The 19,309-nt window shown below is 40.6% G+C and carries 24 protein-coding genes; 12 read left to right on the top strand and 12 right to left on the bottom strand.

Features of this window, described 5'->3' with window-relative positions:
* Positions 1 to 11: 11 nt before the first annotated feature.
* Positions 12 to 542 (bottom strand): RNA polymerase sigma factor, encoded by a 531-nt coding sequence (locus tag P2W76_RS03440; protein WP_276346095.1) that lies wholly within the window; start codon positions 540 to 542, stop codon positions 12 to 14.
* Between the two features lie 360 nt (positions 543 to 902).
* Here P2W76_RS03440 and P2W76_RS03435 point away from each other — a divergent pair, with 360 nt between their 5' ends.
* From P2W76_RS03435 to P2W76_RS03380, 12 genes are all read left to right on the top strand, one after another.
* Entirely contained in the window at positions 903 to 1,052 is a 150-nt protein-coding gene (locus P2W76_RS03435) for a hypothetical protein (protein ID WP_276346094.1), read from the top strand.
* A gap of 278 nt (positions 1,053 to 1,330) precedes the next feature.
* Positions 1,331 to 1,723: a hypothetical protein gene (locus P2W76_RS03430; RefSeq protein WP_276346093.1), complete on the top strand. Its 393-nt coding sequence runs from the start codon at positions 1,331 to 1,333 to the stop codon at positions 1,721 to 1,723.
* Positions 1,724 to 1,867: 144 nt separating this feature from the next.
* Entirely contained in the window at positions 1,868 to 2,428 is a 561-nt protein-coding gene (locus tag P2W76_RS03425; protein WP_276346092.1) for a DUF3347 domain-containing protein, read from the top strand.
* Between the two features lie 4 nt (positions 2,429 to 2,432).
* Positions 2,433 to 2,897, top strand: coding sequence for a heme-binding domain-containing protein (locus tag P2W76_RS03420; protein WP_276346091.1), 465 nt, complete (start codon positions 2,433 to 2,435; stop codon positions 2,895 to 2,897).
* 144 nt (positions 2,898 to 3,041) lie between these two features.
* Positions 3,042 to 3,434, top strand: coding sequence for a hypothetical protein (locus P2W76_RS03415; RefSeq protein ID WP_276346090.1), 393 nt, complete (start codon positions 3,042 to 3,044; stop codon positions 3,432 to 3,434).
* A 118-nt stretch (positions 3,435 to 3,552) separates the two neighbouring features.
* A complete protein-coding gene (locus P2W76_RS03410; RefSeq protein WP_276346089.1) occupies positions 3,553 to 4,857 on the top strand; it encodes an efflux RND transporter permease subunit in 1,305 nt (434 codons plus the stop codon).
* A complete protein-coding gene (locus P2W76_RS03405; protein WP_276346088.1) occupies positions 4,847 to 6,796 on the top strand; it encodes an efflux RND transporter permease subunit in 1,950 nt (649 codons plus the stop codon). The genes P2W76_RS03410 and P2W76_RS03405 overlap by 11 nt, the downstream gene beginning before the upstream one ends.
* A complete protein-coding gene (locus tag P2W76_RS03400; RefSeq protein WP_276346087.1) occupies positions 6,783 to 8,030 on the top strand; it encodes a TolC family protein in 1,248 nt (415 codons plus the stop codon). Before P2W76_RS03405 ends, P2W76_RS03400 begins: the two co-directional genes overlap by 14 nt.
* The gene (locus tag P2W76_RS03395; RefSeq protein ID WP_276346086.1) at positions 8,008 to 9,351 is read left to right on the top strand and encodes an efflux RND transporter periplasmic adaptor subunit; all 1,344 of its coding nucleotides are present in this window, start codon (positions 8,008 to 8,010) and stop codon (positions 9,349 to 9,351) included. Before P2W76_RS03400 ends, P2W76_RS03395 begins: the two co-directional genes overlap by 23 nt.
* Positions 9,352 to 9,353: 2 nt before the next feature.
* On the top strand, positions 9,354 to 10,562 hold the full coding sequence (locus P2W76_RS03390; RefSeq protein ID WP_276346085.1) for an efflux RND transporter periplasmic adaptor subunit: 1,209 nt from the start codon (positions 9,354 to 9,356) through the stop codon (positions 10,560 to 10,562).
* Positions 10,563 to 10,580: 18 nt separating this feature from the next.
* Complete coding sequence (locus P2W76_RS03385) at positions 10,581 to 12,638, top strand: copper-translocating P-type ATPase (protein WP_276346084.1); 2,058 nt, start codon at positions 10,581 to 10,583, stop codon at positions 12,636 to 12,638.
* Between the two features lies 1 nt (position 12,639).
* The gene (locus P2W76_RS03380; protein ID WP_276346083.1) at positions 12,640 to 13,206 is read left to right on the top strand and encodes an AraC family transcriptional regulator; all 567 of its coding nucleotides are present in this window, start codon (positions 12,640 to 12,642) and stop codon (positions 13,204 to 13,206) included.
* A 771-nt stretch (positions 13,207 to 13,977) separates the two neighbouring features.
* On the opposite strand, the gene P2W76_RS03375 is transcribed toward P2W76_RS03380, so the two are convergent.
* The 11 genes from P2W76_RS03375 to P2W76_RS03325 form a co-directional block, all read right to left on the bottom strand.
* On the bottom strand, positions 13,978 to 14,508 hold the full coding sequence (locus P2W76_RS03375; protein ID WP_276346082.1) for a hypothetical protein: 531 nt from the start codon (positions 14,506 to 14,508) through the stop codon (positions 13,978 to 13,980).
* A gap of 6 nt (positions 14,509 to 14,514) precedes the next feature.
* Entirely contained in the window at positions 14,515 to 14,868 is a 354-nt protein-coding gene (locus tag P2W76_RS03370) for a YciI family protein (RefSeq protein WP_132776622.1), read from the bottom strand.
* A gap of 1 nt (position 14,869) precedes the next feature.
* Entirely contained in the window at positions 14,870 to 15,301 is a 432-nt protein-coding gene (locus P2W76_RS03365) for a DUF1761 domain-containing protein (RefSeq protein ID WP_276346081.1), read from the bottom strand.
* A gap of 71 nt (positions 15,302 to 15,372) precedes the next feature.
* Positions 15,373 to 15,939 (bottom strand): cyclic nucleotide-binding domain-containing protein, encoded by a 567-nt coding sequence (locus tag P2W76_RS03360; RefSeq protein ID WP_276346080.1) that lies wholly within the window; start codon positions 15,937 to 15,939, stop codon positions 15,373 to 15,375.
* Positions 15,940 to 15,973: 34 nt separating this feature from the next.
* On the bottom strand, positions 15,974 to 16,540 hold the full coding sequence (locus P2W76_RS03355) for a dihydrofolate reductase family protein (RefSeq protein ID WP_276346079.1): 567 nt from the start codon (positions 16,538 to 16,540) through the stop codon (positions 15,974 to 15,976).
* Positions 16,541 to 16,637: 97 nt separating this feature from the next.
* On the bottom strand, positions 16,638 to 16,988 hold the full coding sequence (locus tag P2W76_RS03350; protein WP_276346078.1) for a DUF4180 domain-containing protein: 351 nt from the start codon (positions 16,986 to 16,988) through the stop codon (positions 16,638 to 16,640).
* A gap of 42 nt (positions 16,989 to 17,030) precedes the next feature.
* Positions 17,031 to 17,408, bottom strand: coding sequence for a nuclear transport factor 2 family protein (locus tag P2W76_RS03345; RefSeq protein WP_276346077.1), 378 nt, complete (start codon positions 17,406 to 17,408; stop codon positions 17,031 to 17,033).
* 32 nt (positions 17,409 to 17,440) lie between these two features.
* Positions 17,441 to 17,935, bottom strand: coding sequence for a GNAT family N-acetyltransferase (locus P2W76_RS03340; protein WP_080779274.1), 495 nt, complete (start codon positions 17,933 to 17,935; stop codon positions 17,441 to 17,443).
* A gap of 12 nt (positions 17,936 to 17,947) precedes the next feature.
* Positions 17,948 to 18,307, bottom strand: coding sequence for an MmcQ/YjbR family DNA-binding protein (locus tag P2W76_RS03335; RefSeq protein WP_276346076.1), 360 nt, complete (start codon positions 18,305 to 18,307; stop codon positions 17,948 to 17,950).
* Positions 18,308 to 18,395: 88 nt separating this feature from the next.
* On the bottom strand, positions 18,396 to 18,692 hold the full coding sequence (locus P2W76_RS03330) for a DUF4440 domain-containing protein (protein ID WP_276346075.1): 297 nt from the start codon (positions 18,690 to 18,692) through the stop codon (positions 18,396 to 18,398).
* A 79-nt stretch (positions 18,693 to 18,771) separates the two neighbouring features.
* The gene (locus P2W76_RS03325) at positions 18,772 to 19,104 is read right to left on the bottom strand and encodes a hypothetical protein (protein ID WP_276346074.1); all 333 of its coding nucleotides are present in this window, start codon (positions 19,102 to 19,104) and stop codon (positions 18,772 to 18,774) included.
* Positions 19,105 to 19,309 lie beyond the last annotated feature (205 nt).

Raw genomic sequence — 19,309 nt, 5'->3', positions numbered from 1 at the left:
AAACGTGTGTCTTAGTCCGCATAGAAAGCTTCCCGGCCAGTGTCGTAGGTTTTTAAATACTTTTTCATCAGTTGTCGCGCTACATGTATCCTGGTTTTAACGGTACCGAGCGGTATCTTAAGGTGGTCTGCTATTTCGTAGTAGTGGTAGCCTTCAAAATACATCGTAAACGGAACGTAATACGCCTCGGGAAGCTTGCTCAAGGCCGCTTGCAGGTCTTCCATGATAAACTTGGGCTCGGCGAGGTTTTTGGCCGGAGCATAGGAAAGGTTTGCATCCGAAATATCATCCGCCCTGACTATGAAGGTATTGGTTCGAACAAGCTTTCGGTAATTATTTATGAACGTGTTTTTCATAATTGTATATAGCCAGCCCTTTATGTTCGTGCCATCTTTAAACTTCGTGTAGTAAGTAATTGCCTTAAGCATTGTATCCTGTACCAGGTCATTTGCGTCATCCGGGTCGTGTGTGAAATGCAAAGCAAATAATGCGAGTGAATTTCGCTGGCTGGTTACTACGGAATTGAATTCAAGAGTGTCCATGTTTTTCAGTTTTAGGAGAGTTTAGACGGAGATTGAAACAAAACTTATGCCCTGGATTTCAGTGTTATGTAAATCAGGTACTTATTGAGCTGGTGTTACGGGAAACACGTGTATCTGTAAGTGCTTAATAGTGGGATCTTGCTTGGGCATTTAAGTTTTTCAAAAAAGGAGAGGTTTTGCTTCCCTTTTTCTTCTAATGGAAACTTGGATTGTATCCGGTGTCAGTAACAGACCATCATAATGCACCTCTTGTGGAAATATTTATTGGAAGCTATTAAATGCTGAAAAAGTGTTGCATAATATTCTTTTTGTTTGTTTTATTAAATATTGCAGCTCTCTTTTATTAAATAGAGCAATACAATGCACCATCCGGAATTGATTATTGTCCATAAAGAAGGAAGAGAAGCCCTGGACATCACCCGGCCGCACCTGGCCGAGCTTGCCAATGTAAGCCTTCTGACACTGAAAGCCCAAAAGGCAATCCCACTCTGGAAACTAGTGCTGAACTGATCGAAGTACGCTCCGGGCGGGGACGAATGTGCCATCCTCTTTCACGTCAGACCGTTTGGTCAGGTAAGCGGGAGTGCCATTCAATTTGGGAAAGACACTAAGTTAATTGCCATGGCTAATAAAATGATAGCTGATCAGAATAAGGAAATTGAACAATTCAGAAAGTCGAGTGAGTAGATATTTCCGTTGTAGAATAAAAGACAAACAAAATAAAGTGTAAATTTTTATAGAAATTATATAAAATCGTCTTAGGCATTTTCCCAATCTTTGTGGTGTCCATGAAGAGGTTTTTCATTACCGTATTAGCCGTATTCTACCTGGGAGTTTCCTCAGAAGCGACAGTGCACATCCATTACTGTATGGGAGAACTGATCGACTTGAGTTTTTCTTCAGACAAGACGGAGAAATGCGGAAATTGTGGCATGGATAAGAGTAGTTCCGAAAACTGTTGTAAGCATCTGCAGCATAAATTTAAAGTTAAAGACTCGCTAACAGCATCTAAAGTAGGTTATCACTTTACCCTGCTCGGAATTGAAGTTCCCTCAAAAAATCTTGCCGAAATCGATGAACTTCCTATCTCTTCATTAGATAAGGTAAATGTATTTAATGCCGCTTTAAACCGAACGCAGGCAACGCCGGCTTTCATTCTATACTGTAATTTCCGTATTTGACAGGCGGGGCTCCAGTCGTCAGGTGAAGTTTCCAGACACTATTTCTTCAATCAGGCTAATCTATTGAATTATCTCCTGCGCGGAGTTTTTCTTCTAATTGATGCCGGCTAATTAAATTAATTATAATTAATAACTTATTCATATATGAAAAATCTAATTCTCACTTTCGCGGTTCTAACGTTGTTAACAGCTGCGTGTACTACCGATTCAACAAAAAAAACAACCCAGGCCAACTCCGATTCGACTGCTTCATCTTCAGAGGCCATTGAAAGCCCTTCCGCCATAGACCCGCTGTTAAACTCTTATTTCAAACTAAAAAATGCTTTGACTCAGGATAATGATAAAGTAGCTGCGGAAGCTGGTAATGAATTATTGAATGCTTTGGAAAGCTTTGATAAGAGTTCTTTGAACAGTGAACAAAGCAAGGTTTATAACGACATCCATGAGGATGCTAAAGAGCATGCAGAACACATAGGTGCAAACTCAGGTAACATAAAGCACCAGCGTGAACATTTCGAAACCCTCAGTCAGGAGATATATGAATTTGCCAAAAGTGTAGGTGGTAAGAAGCTGTACTATGCAAACTGTCCTATGTACAACAATAATAAAGGTGGAAATTGGCTCAGTGAAGTCAAGGAAATTCGTAACCCGTATTTTGGTAGTGAAATGCTTGACTGCGGTACGGTTACAGAGGAACTAAATTAAATGAATGAGCCGAAGTAAAAACGTGCTGATTACTGTAGGGGCAATATTGCTGCTCCTACAGTTGTTCCAACCTAAGCGGAATACGGATTTGCATATTTCAGAAAATGAGTTAAGTGCTATGTACGACATGCCAGGAGATGTTAAAGCGATTTTGCAAACCTCATGTTACGACTGCCATAGTAATAGCACCCGGTATCCATGGTATTCTTATGTGCAGCCTTTTGGTTGGTGGTTGTCGCATCATATAAGAGAGGGAAAAGCCAAATTAAATTTCAGTGAGTTTGGTAATTATGCTCCTCGCAGACAACAAAGTAAATTAAAAGCGATGGCAGAAAGTATTAAATCGGATGATATGCCTTTACGAACATATACGGTTCTTCACCGAAATGCAAAACTCACCTCGCTTGAAAAGAAACTCGTTACGACCTGGATTGAAAGTACAAGTGATAGCTTGGCGAAATCGCGGTAGCAGGCAACCCGTTTGTTATTAAGCCTAAAATAATTAATTGGCTAAACATGGTTTAGTGTTATAACGCTGGGAACATGATATAAAAGTTCCCGAAAATTATGTAAAAACATGTCGATTTTTTTGACAATCTTTGTACGCTGTTAAATGAAAAATCTCATTGTCACCATATTAGCCGTTTTTTATCTGGGTGTATCATCCGGTGCTTCTGTGTACGTACATTATTGCATGGGTAAGGTGGTTGAATCGGGCTTCGTTTCTAAGGAAGGCAAGGCTTGCAATGAATGTGGGATGAAGGCTGACAAGCCTGGCGACTGCTGCAAGCATGATAGTAAAGAGCTGAAGATTGATAGTGCTCAAAAAACCAGCAGCAATTCCTTTGACTTTAGTGTCTTCGGTACCGATCTGCCATCGAACAGAAATTCAGGTATCCCGCAAATTTTTACTACAGCATTAATTGAAGAACAGCCGGTCTCCAATTCACCACCGCGAACGGACAGCACGCCTGTTTTTATTCGAAATTGCATTTTTCGTATATAATACCCCTTTGATAGTTTAGGCCTTCCTGGTCTGACCGGGCATTTCTTGCCTTTGTTACCGTTTTTCGTTTCGGTCACGTCACCAACAGAGGACCATATCGGTCATCAACATTAAAATAATGGTAGAAAAACTTATCGCATTTTCATTGCGCAACAGGTTTCTGGTACTTCTTTTTGCCGTCGTAATTTTTGGCTGGGGAATTTATTCCGTCAAGACAAGCAAAATAGATGCTATACCCGATTTATCTGAAAATCAGGTAATCGTGTTCACTGAATGGATGGGCAGAAGCCCACAGATCATTGAAGATCAAATTACGTACCCGCTGGTGACAAACCTGCAGGGCTTACCTAAAGTAAAGTATGTAAGGGCTAATTCCATGTTTGGAATGAGTTTTATTTACGTCATTTTCGAAGATGATGTGGATGTTTACTGGGCTCGCTCCCGGGTTCTCGAGAGGCTGAGTTCAATCAATAATGCTTTACCTGCGGGAGTAACACCCACTATGGGACCAGACGGTACGGGAGTTGGGCATGTATTATGGTATACACTTGATGCACCAGGAATGGATCTCGGAGAACAGCGGGCAGTCCAGGATTGGTATGTCAAATTTGCGCTTCAAAATGTTCCTGGAGTGAGTGAGATTGCTTCCTTTGGCGGTTTTCAAAAGCAGTACCAGATAAACATTGATCCGAATAAACTTACTTATTATAAACTAGCCATATCTGACATTACCCGCGCTGTAAATTCGAATAACAATGAAGCCGGAGGCCGCAAATTTGAGATGAGTGATGTTGGATACATCATTAAGACAACCGGGTACCTGAAATCGATCGAGGAGTTGGAAAACCTTGCTATCCGGACGCAGAACTCCATACCCGTTAAAATAAAAGATGTAGCCACAGTACAGATGGCTGGTGAAAGTCGTCTGGGGATATTCGACTACAATGGTGAAGGGGAGGTTGTTGGAGGAATTGTGGTATTGCGTTACGGAGAGAATGCAGATGAAACAATTATCAAAGTGAAAGAAAAGATGGCCGAGGTAAGCAAGGGCTTGCCTGAGGGCATGAAATTTAACATTGTTTATGACAGAGGTGAATTAATTGAAGAAGCAATTTCATCTATTAAAACGACTCTGATCGAGGAGATGATAGTGGTTTCCCTGATCGTAATCGCATTCTTATTTCATTGGAGGAGTGCTGTGAGTATTATTATCCAGATTCCAATCACGATAGCAGCGAGCTTTATTATTTTAAATGCATTTGATATCTCCTCAAATATTATGTCCCTGACCGGAATTGCGCTGGCCATTGGTGTAATCGTGGATAATGGAATTATTATGGCCGAAAACTCTTATAAACATCTTGCCATGCGGCAGGCTCAACTTAACGAAACGATGAACGGAGGGAAAACAGATGCAGAATAGATTAAGCCGTTTTTTCAGGAGAAAGAACAATCAAAAAGACTATGTAGAACTTTCCAGCGAAGAAAGACTTACTATTATAGAAAAAGCCTGTAAGCAGGTATCACGGGGTGTTTTTTACTCTACCATAATTATCATCACCTCGTTCCTACCGGTATTTCTCTTAACCGGACAGGAAGGGAAACTTTTTCATCCCCTGGCTTATACGAAAACATTTATATTACTGGTTGATGCGATACTGGTTATCACCCTGGCACCGGTTATCATCTCTTTTTTCATGAAAGGAAGGTTCCGTTCAGAAAATGAAAACCCCATTAACAGATGGATGGAAAAGAAATATGAGCCTGTTATACGGGCTTGTATGAAGTATCGAAAAACTACGATAGGAATCAATATCGTTGCTCTTTTAATAAGCGTTCCACTAGTGATGAGTCTGGGGAGGGAGTTTATGCCGCCGCTTGACGAGCAGTCTATCCTCTTTATGCCTGTTACTTTGCCAGATGTATCCAATGCAGAAGCTAAACGTATTCTGCAGGTGCAGGATAAATTAATCAAGTCTGTTCCCGAAGTAGAAAAGGTCTTGGGTAAAGCAGGAAGAGCGAATACTGCAACCGATAACTCACCGATCAGCATGATTGAAACGATCATATCGTTAAAGCCGAAGAAGGATTGGCGGCCAGGGATCACTAAAAAAGACATCATTGCAGAATTGGACGCCAAGCTTCAAATCCCCGGCGTAGTGAACGGATGGACACAACCCATCATAAACCGCATTAATATGCTCTCTACCGGAATCCGTACCGACGTTGGTATCAAGGTCTATGGTCAGGATTTAAATCAGATTGCTGCGGTATCCAAAAAAGTGCAGTCTTTGCTGCAAAACGTTGATGGCGTTAAGGATTTGTATGTAGAGCCCGTAACTGGTGGAAAATATCTTGAAATTGATATTAAACGTGACCAGTTGGAGCGCTATGGGCTGAGCGTAGATGATATAAATGCCACAGTCGAGACAGCTATCGGAGGTGCACCATTTGGGACTACTATTGAAGGCCGTCAACGCTTTGGCATTCATTTAAGATTGGGTCAGGATTTCAGGAATAGTATCGACCTGATCAAACGGATACCAGTAATTTCTCCTGATGCCGGCACAATTCCGCTGTCTGCTGTTACAGATATTCGCTTTGCCGATGGTCCTCCGATGATCACTTCAGATAACGCGTTATTAAGAGGCGCTGTGATGTTCAACGTTAGGGAACGGGATTTGGGAAGTACGGTTCAGGAGGCGGTGGAGACACTAAACAAAGATCTGACACTTCCGAGCGGATACTTTGTGGAATGGAGCGGGCAGTACGAGAATCTGATCCGCGGACAACAGACCTTGATCTATATTCTGCCTATTGTCCTGATCATTATCTTCCTGTCACTGTACCTGGCATTTAAATCGGCCAGGGAGGCATTTCTAAGTTTAGTAACTATTCCCTTTGCCCTGATCGGTGGCGCCTACATCATCTATTTTTGGGGCGTTAACATGTCGGTTGCTGTTGCCGTTGGATTTATTGCATTGTTTGGGATTGCGGTTGAAACCGGAGTGGTGATGGTCATTTATCTGAACGATGCAATGAAACAACTGGTGGCATTAAAGGGTAATTCAAGTGACACTATTACCAAAGAAGATTTAAGGGAATATGTTATCAACGGTGCAGCAAAACGTCTGCGGCCAAAAACCATGACGGTATGTGTTGCTCTTTTCGGCTTAATACCCGTCCTGTGGTCTACAGGAGTGGGAAGCGACATGATGCAGCCCATCGTACTGCCGATGATCGGAGGAGTTCTAACATCCTCTACACATATCCTGTTAGTTACACCGCTCATCTTTCTGATGACGAAAGAATATGAATTAAAAAAGTTTGGAAAACTGGAGGTGCACGATGTCCATCATTAAAAATTTTATCCTGGTCGTATTGCTAGCTAGTTCGGCCACTTTATGTGCTCAGGAAGTATTAAGCCTGGATAAGGTTTTGCAGGAAATTAGTTCCAATCACCCAAACCTGAAAGCTTTTAACAGCCAGGTGAAAAGTCAGGAGGCAAGAGTAGAAGGTGCCAGGGCCTGGATGGCGCCAATGGTTGGAGCAGGAACATTTATGACGCCCTATCCCGGTTCGAGGGTTATGAATGAGGCAGACCGTGGTTCCTGGATGTTGTCTGCGGAACAGGATATTCCTAACCCGGCAAAGGCGAAGGCAAAGGCGGAGTATCTGGCTGCTCAGTCCGCTATAACCAGAGCTTCGCAGGCTGTACAGGCAAACGAGTTAAGGGCCCGAGCAAAGGAGCTGTATTATGATCTGCTGGTAGCTATTAAAAAGATCGCTTTTCAAAAAGAGAACCATACAATCATGGGAACAATGAAAAAGCTGGCTGAAATACGCTATCCTTTTAATCAGGGATCCCTGGGTCAGGTCTTTAAAGCCGAGGGGCGTCTTTACGAATCGGAAAACATGATCTTAATGACTGAGAGCGAGATTCGTTCTAAGAAAATTGCTTTAAATGCCCTTATGTATCGTCCGGTCAATTCAGATTTCAGTGTAGATACGTCTGCCCGGCCGGGGTTCAACCCAATTGCTGTTCTGGATAGGGCCTATTTAGCAGAGAAGAGGAGTGACATCCGACAAATGGATCGCTCCATTCGTTCAGTCGAACTTAATATCAATCAAATAAGACAGGACGCAAAGCCTGATCTCCGCCTGCGGTTGGAACACATGTCGCCACGCTCCAATATGATGCCCAATCAGTATACGATTATGGGCATGGTGTCAATTCCAATTGCTCCTTGGTCAGCTAAGATGTACAGATCAGAAATAAAATCAATGAACTTCGAAAGGGAAGCCATGTTGCTCCAAAAAGAAGGGATGTTATCGGAAGCGCTTGGGATGACAAAATCGATGGAAGCAGAACTGATAACCATGCAAACTCAGTTGAGAAATTACGAAAGTAAGATCCTGCCCGCTTTGTCCAAAAATCTGAAAGCATCGATGCTTTCCTATCAGGAAAACAAGGCCGATATAAGCACAGTGATTGAAGGTTGGGAAGCGGTAAACATGGCTCAAATGAGCTATACAGAGCAGTTGAAGAAATTTTATCAAATGATTGTCGATTATGAGAAAAATATTGAAAGGTAATTTTCCAGTTATTGTTTTATTGGCTTTTCTGTTACTTTCTGCTTGCAATACTAAGAACGAAGGAGTAGATATTGATTCAGTAGCAAAATATACTTGCCCGATGCATCCTGAAATAGTGAAAGATGAACCGGGGGCCTGTCCCATCTGCGGGATGGATCTGGTTCCGGTTAATTCGGTCGGGGCAGACGCGGGCATCAATGACACCCTGGCGCGCTTAATTAAGCCGACAAATGAATTGGTAATTTCTGAGATAAAGACCGTTTATCCCTCGCCAGGTACACGTTCCCGGGATGTGAACGTCAAAGGACTGATCAATTATAATACGAATAACCAAAATTCAGTTTCCTCCAGGGTAAGCGGAAGAATTGAGAAACTATATATAAAGTATAATTACCAGGCTGTATCCAAAGGACAGAAGCTGATGGATATTTATAGCCCGGACTTAGCGGACGCCCAACAGGAATTACTCTTTTTAAAAAGTAATAATGAACCTGTTCTTTTAGAACAGGCAAAAAAGAAGCTTCGGCTTTTAGGATTTACAGAACAGCAAATCAACCATGTTCTCAGCACTGGTAAGGTCGACTACACGGTGAGTATTTACAGTCCGTATAGCGGCTATGTATCGGAGCCACAAACCGTGCAATCTTCAGCTGGCTCGGCTTCAGCAGGAAGCACATTGATCACTTCGGAATCTTCCGCCGGCAGCAGCTCTGCGATGGGAGGGATGTCCGGTTCGGGCACGGGGCCAAAGCCGCAAACACCTGATGTCACTTCCAATGCTCCTCTGCAGCTGAGAGAAGGACAATATCTGGCTGCAGGGCAAAGAATGTTTAACCTGGTTAATTCAAATCAGGTTTGGGCAGAATTCTATGTAACACCCGGCGACCTGGATAAATTTAAAAGAGGAACAATGATCGACGTGCAATCCATTGACATGAGCACAAAAAGAAGCCGGGTTCCCGTGAGCCTGATCCAGCCTTATTATAATGATGGGACTAATTATTCGCTTGTCAGGGCAACTCTGAGCAATACAGATAAAACGTGGAAGGTAGGGGAACTGATCACCGTACAAAGCGAAATCAACCGAACGAGCGGAACCTGGCTGCCCCGTACTGCAGTGCTTCAATTGGGGAGGCGTTTTGTATCTTTCATTAAGCGTAATGGTGCCTTTCTGCCGGTATATGTTGACGTGAAGGGTGTTTCCGGGCAATGGGTAGATATAGGCAGCAGCCTTGACAGCAAAAAGGAGGTGGCCTTAAACGCCTGGTTCCTGGTAGACAGCGAGAGCTTTATTAATGTGCAACATTTAAATGAGCAATGAGTATGGAAAGGAAAAGATTTATTAGAAGCTTGGCTCTGGCTAGTATAATGCCGTCTCTGTTTATTGCAGCTTGCAGCAATGATGAAAAAGCAGTTACCGCTCAGAAATATACTTGTCCTATGCACCCGCAGGTCATAAAAGACGCTCCCGGATCCTGTCCGGTTTGCGGAATGGACTTAGTTCCAGTAAGTAGTGGCAGCGATAAAAATGAGCTTATATTAATGGATAGCCAGGTTCAGCTGGCTAATATTACAACCATGCAAATTGCAGCAGCTAATTTGGGAACTTCTAAGGTATTGAATGCCCGGCTGATTAGCAACCCGGAGTTGACAGAAGTTATATCAAGCAGGTACGCGGGGCGTGTTGAACGCTTATACGTCAAAGAAACAGGCCGCCAGGTATCTAAAGGCCAGCCTCTGTTTCAGATCTATAGTGAGGAACTTCAGACGCTTCAGCAGGACTTTTTACTACAGACGAAACAAGTCGCAGCTTTCCCCGCTGAAAATATATACATTACACTGAGAGAGGCAGCCAGGAATAAACTTAAGCTATTTGGGTACTCCGATTTGCAGATTGCCGCTTTGCTGCGGGCGAACAAAATCTCACCTTATGTAACCATCAATGCGGCCGCTTCAGGTGTTGTTAAGGAAGTAAGTGTTTCCGAAGGACAATATGTTTCAGAGGGTTCTTCAATCCTAAGATTGGAAAATTTCGACCAGTTATGGGTAGAAGCTGACGTTTATCCGGCCGAAGCCAGTTCGATAAGCCTGGGTACTCCTGTCAACGTATCGGTCAACGGCTTTCCGGAATTTGAACAGACATTGAAGATAAATTTCATCTCTCCCCAGATAGACCCTTCGAGTCAGATACTAAAGGTTCGTGCATCGATACAAAGCAAGGGGAAGCTTCAACCGGGAATGCATGCCACTGTATTGTTAAGTACAGGAAAAATTAACAATGGATTCGCCATCCCTTTAGCTGCGGTAGTCCGGGATGGAAAGGGCGCCCATGTCTGGGTTAAAACCGGCAAAAATACCTTTTCACCGAGAATGGTGACAACCGGGCAGGAAGACGCCAATCAAATAATTATCACCTCAGGATTAGAAGAGGTTAAGGAAGTGGTAGTGAGTGGTGCTTATCTGCTGTCAAGTGAGTATATCTTAAAGAAGGGTTTGGATCCTATGGCCGGCCACGATATGAGTAAAATGTAATTAAGCTAAAATGTAATTATGGAAAATCACCAGCATCACCATGAAAACATTCATCAGGAAGCGAAGCATAGCACCCATGCGACAAAACATGGCGCTAAAGCTCATGATGACCGCTCGTCCCACCACGAACATATGGGGCACCATACCAGCGATTTCTTAAAGCGGTTTTGGATTTGTATTATTCTGACGATTCCAATTTTGCTTCTTTCGAAGATGGTCCAGCATTGGTTTGGATATCAATTAGACTTTCCCGGAGCGGATCTCCTGCTGTTGGGGTTTAGCTCTGTTGTTTTTCTCTATGGTGGAAAGCCATTTCTGTCGGGAATGCTGAATGAAATTAAGAACGCGAATCCCGGTATGATGACCCTTATCGGGGTAGCGATCCTTGTAGCTTTTGTATACAGTATGGCTGTCATTTTCGGATTACAGGGGATGGATTTCTTTTGGGAACTGGCCACATTGATTGATATAATGTTGCTAGGGCACTATTTTGAGATGCGTTCTCAGATGGCCGCGTCCAGGGCATTAGAATCACTGGTGGCTCTGCTTCCTTCAAATGTCCATGTCGAACGAAATGGTTCTGTGACAGATATTCAGCTGAATGAACTGAGAGAAAACGATATAATTTTAGTAAAACCGGGAGAAAAGATCCCAGCTGATGGCAGGATTACGGAGGGACATTCTTCTGTCAATGAAAGTATGCTTACCGGAGAAAGCCTTCCGGTTGAAAAGCATAAAGATGATAAAGTTATAGGAGGCTCTGTCAATGGAGATGGCTCAATAAAGGTGTTGGTTACTGGTACAGGCAAAGAAAGTTACCTGAACAAGGTGATCAATATGGTACAGAGCGCACAGGCAACAAAGTCTACGACACAAAATCTGGCCAATAAAGTAGCTAAGTGGCTTACTTATATTTCCCTTACAGTTGGTATTGCAACATTCCTATATTGGTTTAGTCAGGAAGGTGATCTTTCGTTTGCTCTGGAAAGAATGGTTACGGTAATGGTAACCTCATGCCCTCATGCTTTAGGAGTTGCAATCCCATTAGTGGTGGCCATTTCAACGTCCCAGGCGGCAGTTAACGGACTTCTCATCCGAAACCGTACGGCATTTGAGGATTCAAGGAAGTTGAGTTTAATTATTTTTGATAAAACGGGAACATTAACTGAAGGATCCCATCAGGTAAAGCAAGTTATTTCTTTAGACAATCAGTATACAGAAAATGAGATACTGCAATATGCTGCGGCTTTGCAACAGAACTCCGAGCATTATATAGCGAGAGGGGTATTGAAAATCTTGAAAGCTCGAGGCTTAGAACTCTGGATATCCGGAGACTTTGCTTACTTGCCCGGTGCAGGTGTTACAGGAACGGTTAAAGGAAAAAAAATTGTAGCAGGAGGACCAAATTACTTTAAAAAGGTAAATCGAGCCATTCCTTCTATTCCTGTCCAAATAAATCACGCTTCAGAAACCGTTAATTTCCTTCTGATTGATGAGCAGCCTGTAGGTATTATAACTCTTGCGGATACTATACGGCCCACTTCCCATGCAGCTATAGCAGAACTTAAAGCTATGGGTATTCGGTCCTACCTGCTTACGGGGGACAATGAACATGTAGCAGAATCAGTTGCGAATTCTTTAGAAATGGACGGATTTTTAGCGAATGTCCTACCGGATCAAAAACAGGAAAGAGTAAGGGAGTTTCAGCAAAAAGGAGAAATTGTTGCTATGACCGGTGATGGAGTTAACGACGCGCCTGCCCTTGCACAGGCAGATGTAGGTATTGCTGTAGGATCAGGAACGGATGTAGCTGCCGAAACGGCCGACATTATTTTAGTTAACAGTGATCCTCAGGATGTAGTTAGTATGATAAGATTTGGAAGAGCTGTCTACAGAAAAATGATTCAGAACCTTATCTGGGCGGTAGGCTATAACGTGTTAGCCATTCCATTGGCCGCAGGCATTCTGTATCCTGCTTTCATGCTTAGTCCGGCGGCCGGAGCGGTGTTGATGAGTGCAAGTACTATAATCGTGGCAATCAATGCGCAACTGTTGAGACGCAGTTTAAAATCTTAAAATGGAGTTGTATATAAAAAACATGGTTTGCGACCGGTGTATTAAAGTTGTTAAGGAGGAGCTTCAGGGATTTGACCTTCACCCGGTTTCCGTTGAACTGGGGATAGTAAAACTTACTGAGGAGAGCGTTGATCCTGAGAAGCTCTCTTCCTTAAATAGTGTGTTTAAAAAACTGGGATTCGAATTATTAGATAACACTAAGACCCAACTCGTTGAACAGATAAAAAATCTGATCATCAGCAGAATCTACAACTTTGCAGACGTAGGCGCAAAAGTGAACTGGTCCAGACTAATCGCTGAACAATGTTCACATGAGTATAATTATTTAAGCACTTTATTTTCGTCGGTGGAGGGTGTTACTATAGAAAAATACTTAATCAGGCAAAGAATAGAACGGGTAAAGGAACTGCTTTTCTACAATGAATTAAACCTGGGAGAGATAGCCAATCAGTTAGGATATAGCAGTATCGCACACCTTTCATCACAATTTAAAAAGACTACCGGACAGACACCATCAGCTTTTAAAAAGTCGCGATCCAGCAGAAAGGCCATTGATAAAATTATTTAGTCAGATAGTTGGTGTATTTCCTTTTTAAGTAAACACACAGGTCTTAAACCAAGGTTAAGGTCCGGCTTAGCCACTTTAGCCAATCGAGATGAGTAACTAATATGCTTCCAATCTCCAACTTCCGTCGTAAAATATGAATTAACTTTCTGAATGTGTTCTTGTGAGTAATCAACTTTGGACAATTGCGAATGGCGTTATATTTTTGAAGCTAGTTCTAGCTTCGACGACAGTTTTTCGCCATCATTAATAGACTGGACGCTTGTTGCTTGCTGACTTGCGGTTATAATAATAGTTTTTGATTGTTCCGTGGCAAGGATTTCTTTCATCTGGAGAAAGTATGGATTGAAACGGATTAATATGAACTGTTTAAAAGCAGAAAAGCCTCTAAATAATGATATTTAGAGGCTTTTGCATCCAGATGAACTGGTTTTTGTCGGGGTGGCAGGACGAATCCATTACCCTTCAAATATCTATTAATCAATAAACTGACTTCTTTGTTGAAGAACTACTCACCGTTTTCCTCACATATAATTTGTGATTCGATGGTGCAAATATAGCCAATTTAACCCAATGGGCAATACATTTTAGGGCTTTTTTCAAAAAGATTAATATAACTTCAATTGGATTTTTAAAAAATATCTTACATGAATGTAATATATAACTGGTAACCATTTAGTAACATATTTCCTTATAGATCTTTAGTCAATAAAAAGTATAGTGCTCAAACACTATACTTTCAAAGATTTTATATTTGTTAGAGTATTTACAAATTCAATCCACTATTTTTTTAATTCTGATTTTATTATATTGCTGTAAAAAGATTGGAATAAGGTTGTATAAAAAATTTGCTGCTAAAATAGAAAATCCCAAAAGAAAATGTTCATTGAAAAAACCATAAATGGTCGTCAATAGAAAAAAGAGCAGACAGATCCAATGGTAGCGTTCATACATGGCAATTGTTTTCAAATAGTCCCTCGCTTTAGCTTTACCCTTTATTGACGGGGCTCCGAGCCCGTTTGTTCGGGAATTGACTATATCTCCATTTTGAACAAATTTTCTGATGAATTTTATCCCATATTTTTCATAAACCTTTTTATCTGCACTTAACGTAAACTTACTTAATATCTTCCCTGGAAGAGCCCCAAAAAATAACGCTACGCCAAGAAATACATAAAAGTAAATATTGTCTATTCCTTCCTGAAACCAAAACCAAAATACAGGAGAAAAACAGAGTGCCGTCCAGAAAAAATTTATAATCTGATTTAATATATCTCGTTTATATGGTTTTTTCGTATTTCGCATAGATTTCTATTCGCCGGGTTTTGCTGTTTCCCTGATTTCAACACTTGTGTTTTGACCATTTAGTATTGGACATTTCCTAGCTATTTTAGTTGCTTCGTCTAAGTTTTCAGCCAGGATAATTATATAGCCCGCTACCGATACATCATCAGCAATATAAGGTTGATGAATAACTCTGTCATTGGGTTTTAGGACTCTTCCATCTTTTGAAAAGTGATTTCCACCATCGGCGAGCATACCTCTCTCTGCGATATCGTTGATCCACACCATCCACTGTTTCATGTAAATTTCCATTTGCTCTTTTGAAGGCTGTGCTTCTGCGCTCTTTATGTCCATTCGGAACAATAAAACAAATTCTTTCATATTATTGATTATTTAATGATATTGATTTCTTATTAAGCCATTTGGTCAACACAATTCCCATAAATGTCATTTTCATTAACCAATCGCCAGCATGCACAGCACCTAACTGCCATTGCATGTGATCCCATAAAACTGCTCCCGCCATTCCAACAGCATGAAAGGAAATCCACAATAGAAAAACCAGCTTTAATGTGTCTTTATATTGTGATAAATTCAATAGCAGAATTAATTTCGCCAGCACATATGCAACAATCAATTCTCTTAAGGGAGCAAACGCCATCGTCCATCTGGGTATTTCGGGGTTTGGCGGGTTTCGGTAAGTCTCCCATACTTCACCGAAAACCATTGGGCTGTACCAAATTCCACTGAGGACAAATGCTATCAGTCCCGTTGCGATTATTATCCAATAATTGTGTTGTGTGAGTTTTTGCATTGCATTGCGTTTTGTAAATGCAAAAATGCTTAGTCTTACACATATTGCTATTGACATAGGTCAAAATCGTTCTATTTTGATTTAAGCCTACTTAAAGTTTCCTCCCGGATATCCAGATAAGACGCCAATATCTTGTTGGATACCTGTTGAACTAAGGCAGGATTTTCATTCAAAATAATTTCATATCGTTGCTTTGCTGTTAGGGTTACCCTTTGCTCAATTTTCCTGTTTTGAAACGAATAAGCCATTTCCAAAATTCGCTGATAAAAATTTCTCCAATTATCCATTTGGCTATTCAGCCGATAAAAATCCGCATGACTGATTGCTAAAAGCTCGGTATCTTCAAGAGCTTCTATCATTTCTACGGAGGGATTTTGAGAAATGAAACTTGTTAAAGCTGTTCCAATATGATTATCAAGCATAATGTATCTTGTCTTTTCATGCCCGTTTTTATCTACAAAAAATATACGGACACAACCGGTTTTCACAAAGTAAAATTCTTTACAAATGCTTCCCTCATGCAATAAAACATCATTTTTGCTGACGGATTTTCGCTTAAAACAACTAAATATTCTAACAAGCTCGTTTTCGTCAAAGTCGGAAAACATTTTGAGCACCGATTGTAACTTCTCTGACATTTCTCTTTGTTATAAGATGGTTAACATGATGATGTCATTGGCCGTTTGTAGCGCTTTTCTTTGTCGGTTCATAGTAAAGCATTACGGCTCCATTGCCGAATATTTTTGTTTTATTGAGCTTAAAAACAGTTCTGTCTATGTCTTCAAACAACGGCAAACCGCCTCCTGCCACCATAGGGTGTATACAAAGATGGTACTGATCAATCAAATCAAGTTTCATTAGTTGTAAAATTAGGCTTCGGCTACCAATAAGAATGTCTTTCCCCGGTTGCTGTTTAAGTTCTAATATCACTTTTTCTATATTCTGATCCGCCAACCTTGCACTTTTCCAGTCTACGCTTTCGAGGGTTCGGGAAAAAACAATTTTTGGGATATTATCTATAACCGCGGCAAAGTCGTCCATTGACTTTTCGCCGGAGGGTTTTTCAACCAAAGTCCGCCAAAATTCCATAAGCTGATACGTTACCCTACCAAACAGAATAGCATCCGCATGGCGCAGTAAATCTGTGTAATGTTGATGTATTTCATCATCAGGAATTCCTGCGGTATGGTCGCAAACACCGTCTAGTGTCGTATTGATTGTTGCAATTACTTTTCTCATCGTATTTTATTTACATGTTTTTCATTTATTTTGCTGTGTTTCACTTTCGAAATCAGATTTCTTTTATTAAAATGGCAAATCCCAAAGTACCGATGAGTTATCGTTTTATTGCTTCCGACAGAGAGCCAACGAAATTGATCTGTCGGCCTTTGTTGCTTTCATAGATAAAGTCCGTTAAACTCTTGCTTTCGGATTTTGAAAAATCACCTATAATGGTTAATGGCATTCGATACTGAGCAAATTTTTGAAGTACCTCACCTGCGAGTTTTGTTTTCAAGTCAAAAAAATCGAGCGTAATGTTTTTTTCATGAATAAATATTTTATCAAATCCCTGATAATATAGATTGCCCAATAAATCTAATCCATCTTCAACAGATCTTAAAACAATGTCGTCAGAAATAATTTCAGCTATTTTTAAATTGTTGATATGGTGTGTTTCAATTGTCATTGTCAGATCAATTTTTTAAATGGTTCGTATCTGTACCGCTTACTAAGCTATATCGATTAACTCAACAATTTGATCCTCAGAAAATTTGAATATGGATCTTCCGCTTAAATCAATTTGCTCGCCTTTTTTTAATCCGTTGGGAAGATCAGAAGCTAAAGTTGCAATGTAATCTATTTCAATTTCGGTGGTATCGCCCTTATGCTTGAAAGATTTTATGGTTTGCAGCCGGCTTTCAAAATAGGATTTTGCCTGGTCAGCTTGTTTTCTAAACGCTTCAATCCCGTTTAACACCATCGTAACCTCATCATTATTGATGTTTTTAAAAATGATAACTTCGTTAAAATCCCGGACCATCTTGTCAATGTCGAATGCATTATAGCCGTCAACATAATTTTTTATAATTTCTTCACGTTTTGTCATTGTTCGGTCTTAAATTAATTTGCCAGAAAACCTCATAAATCTTTTTCTAACAGTACATTGTTTTCCATCGTTCCTACTATTCTGAAACCTAGTTTTTCGGCGAAATTTAATGCGTTTATATTTTCAGCGGTTGTATTCGCTACGACTTTGTTTATTGCATATTCCCGCTGTGCATAGGGGATCAATAAGAGAAAGGCTGTTGCCATCAAACCTTTTCCCCAATAGTCGGGAAGCAGGGAGCCGCCGATTTCAATTTCGTTCCTCAGTTTGTCCCAATGGTGCAATGCGCAATCTCCAATGATTTTTTCTGGGTTTACGGTGGTGCGTATTGTGAAAATATCATTGCATTGTGAAATGATATTTTCAGTAAACTCGAAAGCTGCTCTGCTGTTCTCCTTTGATTCGACTTTTTCACTTTCCTGCCCGTCTTTTTGGAAATACAAACTGTGAAATGCAATAGCATCTTTTTCAGTTAGCCGTTTTAATAGTAGCTTTTGGTTGCTTATATCAGTAAATTCAATGGCCATGCAAGCGTATATTTATTTATTTAGTCCATTTTTGTCTGATCTAACTAAGGCGCCTAGTTTTTCGGGTGCGACTTCGCAGAACGCCGTTGTCAAAACTTCAACGAAAAGCTCCCAACTTACCATTTCGAGCTCTATTATAGTCCAGCCCTGCTTGCCCCACTTGTTTTTAACCGGATAAATGGCAGATTTATCTGCGGAAGAAAAAATATCCTGATCTATTTCTGATAACTTGACGGTAACTCTTTTTAGCTTATCATCATACGTTGCAAATATTTTTTTCTTCACCCTGAAAGAAGTCTTTTCGAAGTGGGGCTCTTCCGTCGTTTCGGGAAAGGAAAGTGCCAGTTTCAGCAATTTTTCAACTATTACCATAACTAATTATTTTTTTACCGGGGTCAAATGGGTCAGTCCACACAACCATTCGTCACCGTCTTTTTTGTACACATCTGTAATCCATTCATCAGCTTCCATTGGTTCTCCTTGCCAGGTTCCGGTATTTTGCCCCCGGCCAGACCAGTGCTACACCTCCGTACATTTTTACCCGCAACACTTCTTTGCTCATCACCGAATGGGATAGCAGCCCTTGTTTCAGTACTTCAAAAAACCGCTCTTGCTGTATAATTCCACCTTGACTGTCTACCAATACCCAATCAGATGTTATACATTTTTTTATTTCTGAGATGTCATTGGTAACAACCGCCCGGTTGAAATTATCTTCAACGTGTTGAAATTCTGAAATTAAATCTGGTTCATTCATTGCCATCTTTTTATTGGATAAGGAAAAGCCCGGTGTTATCAGGACTTTCCCTAACTATTTTTTGATTATATTATTTTTCTCATATTTTCGTTTTCACAAGATTTAGATCAATAAAATCTGTCCATCCTTCGTTTTCTGTATTAATAAACCACTTGCCATTTATTTTGGTATTTTCTTCATTAATCAGGCCGCTAAACTTTAAGTCTGCTCCTTCAATTTTAAATTCATTGTTGATAATAAAACTTATCATGGTACCTTCTTCTCCTTTTGAGTTAAAGTATTGCATTTTGGCTTTGTCTAATGAGCTATACAACTTAATAAGTTCAAAAGTTTCACTCCTCTCATTTCCCATCATAACATCTGCCTTATGCAAAATATAATTTCCGTCAAGTATCAGCTCGTAGCTATCCATGCCAATTAATTTATCAATGCCCCGATTTGATTTGATATTGCCTGTGGTTTTCCAAACACCAATAAGTCTTTTAAAATTGCTATTGTAAGCTTCCCTGAAATTGTAAGCTTCCCTGAAATTGTAAGCTTCCCTGAAATTAAGACATGAAGTAATTAGACAAAAAGTTTAATTTCAAATGTCATAAAATGAAAAAGCAGCAATTCAC

The sequence above is a fragment of the Daejeonella sp. JGW-45 genome (assembly GCF_029360805.1).
GTDB lineage: Bacteria > Bacteroidota > Bacteroidia > Sphingobacteriales > Sphingobacteriaceae > Daejeonella.
This window is presented reverse-complemented; position numbering and strand designations above follow the sequence as displayed.

What these genes read in the sequence shown, in the direction of transcription:
- P2W76_RS03440 (WP_276346095.1), bottom strand. Translation starts at nt 542, where the DNA reads ATGGACACTCTTGAATTCAATTCCGTAGTAACCAGCCAGCGAAATTCA.
- P2W76_RS03435 (WP_276346094.1), top strand. Translation starts at nt 903, where the DNA reads ATGCACCATCCGGAATTGATTATTGTCCATAAAGAAGGAAGAGAAGCC.
- P2W76_RS03430 (WP_276346093.1), top strand. Translation starts at nt 1,331, where the DNA reads ATGAAGAGGTTTTTCATTACCGTATTAGCCGTATTCTACCTGGGAGTT.
- P2W76_RS03425 (WP_276346092.1), top strand. Translation starts at nt 1,868, where the DNA reads ATGAAAAATCTAATTCTCACTTTCGCGGTTCTAACGTTGTTAACAGCT.
- P2W76_RS03420 (WP_276346091.1), top strand. Translation starts at nt 2,433, where the DNA reads ATGAGCCGAAGTAAAAACGTGCTGATTACTGTAGGGGCAATATTGCTG.
- P2W76_RS03415 (WP_276346090.1), top strand. Translation starts at nt 3,042, where the DNA reads ATGAAAAATCTCATTGTCACCATATTAGCCGTTTTTTATCTGGGTGTA.
- P2W76_RS03410 (WP_276346089.1), top strand. Translation starts at nt 3,553, where the DNA reads ATGGTAGAAAAACTTATCGCATTTTCATTGCGCAACAGGTTTCTGGTA.
- P2W76_RS03405 (WP_276346088.1), top strand. Translation starts at nt 4,847, where the DNA reads ATGCAGAATAGATTAAGCCGTTTTTTCAGGAGAAAGAACAATCAAAAA.
- P2W76_RS03400 (WP_276346087.1), top strand. Translation starts at nt 6,783, where the DNA reads ATGTCCATCATTAAAAATTTTATCCTGGTCGTATTGCTAGCTAGTTCG.
- P2W76_RS03395 (WP_276346086.1), top strand. Translation starts at nt 8,008, where the DNA reads ATGAGAAAAATATTGAAAGGTAATTTTCCAGTTATTGTTTTATTGGCT.
- P2W76_RS03390 (WP_276346085.1), top strand. Translation starts at nt 9,354, where the DNA reads ATGGAAAGGAAAAGATTTATTAGAAGCTTGGCTCTGGCTAGTATAATG.
- P2W76_RS03385 (WP_276346084.1), top strand. Translation starts at nt 10,581, where the DNA reads ATGGAAAATCACCAGCATCACCATGAAAACATTCATCAGGAAGCGAAG.
- P2W76_RS03380 (WP_276346083.1), top strand. Translation starts at nt 12,640, where the DNA reads ATGGAGTTGTATATAAAAAACATGGTTTGCGACCGGTGTATTAAAGTT.
- P2W76_RS03375 (WP_276346082.1), bottom strand. Translation starts at nt 14,508, where the DNA reads ATGCGAAATACGAAAAAACCATATAAACGAGATATATTAAATCAGATT.
- P2W76_RS03370 (WP_132776622.1), bottom strand. Translation starts at nt 14,868, where the DNA reads ATGAAAGAATTTGTTTTATTGTTCCGAATGGACATAAAGAGCGCAGAA.
- P2W76_RS03365 (WP_276346081.1), bottom strand. Translation starts at nt 15,301, where the DNA reads ATGCAAAAACTCACACAACACAATTATTGGATAATAATCGCAACGGGA.
- P2W76_RS03360 (WP_276346080.1), bottom strand. Translation starts at nt 15,939, where the DNA reads ATGTCAGAGAAGTTACAATCGGTGCTCAAAATGTTTTCCGACTTTGAC.
- P2W76_RS03355 (WP_276346079.1), bottom strand. Translation starts at nt 16,540, where the DNA reads ATGAGAAAAGTAATTGCAACAATCAATACGACACTAGACGGTGTTTGC.
- P2W76_RS03350 (WP_276346078.1), bottom strand. Translation starts at nt 16,988, where the DNA reads ATGACAATTGAAACACACCATATCAACAATTTAAAAATAGCTGAAATT.
- P2W76_RS03345 (WP_276346077.1), bottom strand. Translation starts at nt 17,408, where the DNA reads ATGACAAAACGTGAAGAAATTATAAAAAATTATGTTGACGGCTATAAT.
- P2W76_RS03340 (WP_080779274.1), bottom strand. Translation starts at nt 17,935, where the DNA reads ATGGCCATTGAATTTACTGATATAAGCAACCAAAAGCTACTATTAAAA.
- P2W76_RS03335 (WP_276346076.1), bottom strand. Translation starts at nt 18,307, where the DNA reads ATGGTAATAGTTGAAAAATTGCTGAAACTGGCACTTTCCTTTCCCGAA.
- P2W76_RS03330 (WP_276346075.1), bottom strand. Translation starts at nt 18,692, where the DNA reads ATGAATGAACCAGATTTAATTTCAGAATTTCAACACGTTGAAGATAAT.
- P2W76_RS03325 (WP_276346074.1), bottom strand. Translation starts at nt 19,104, where the DNA reads ATGGATAGCTACGAGCTGATACTTGACGGAAATTATATTTTGCATAAG.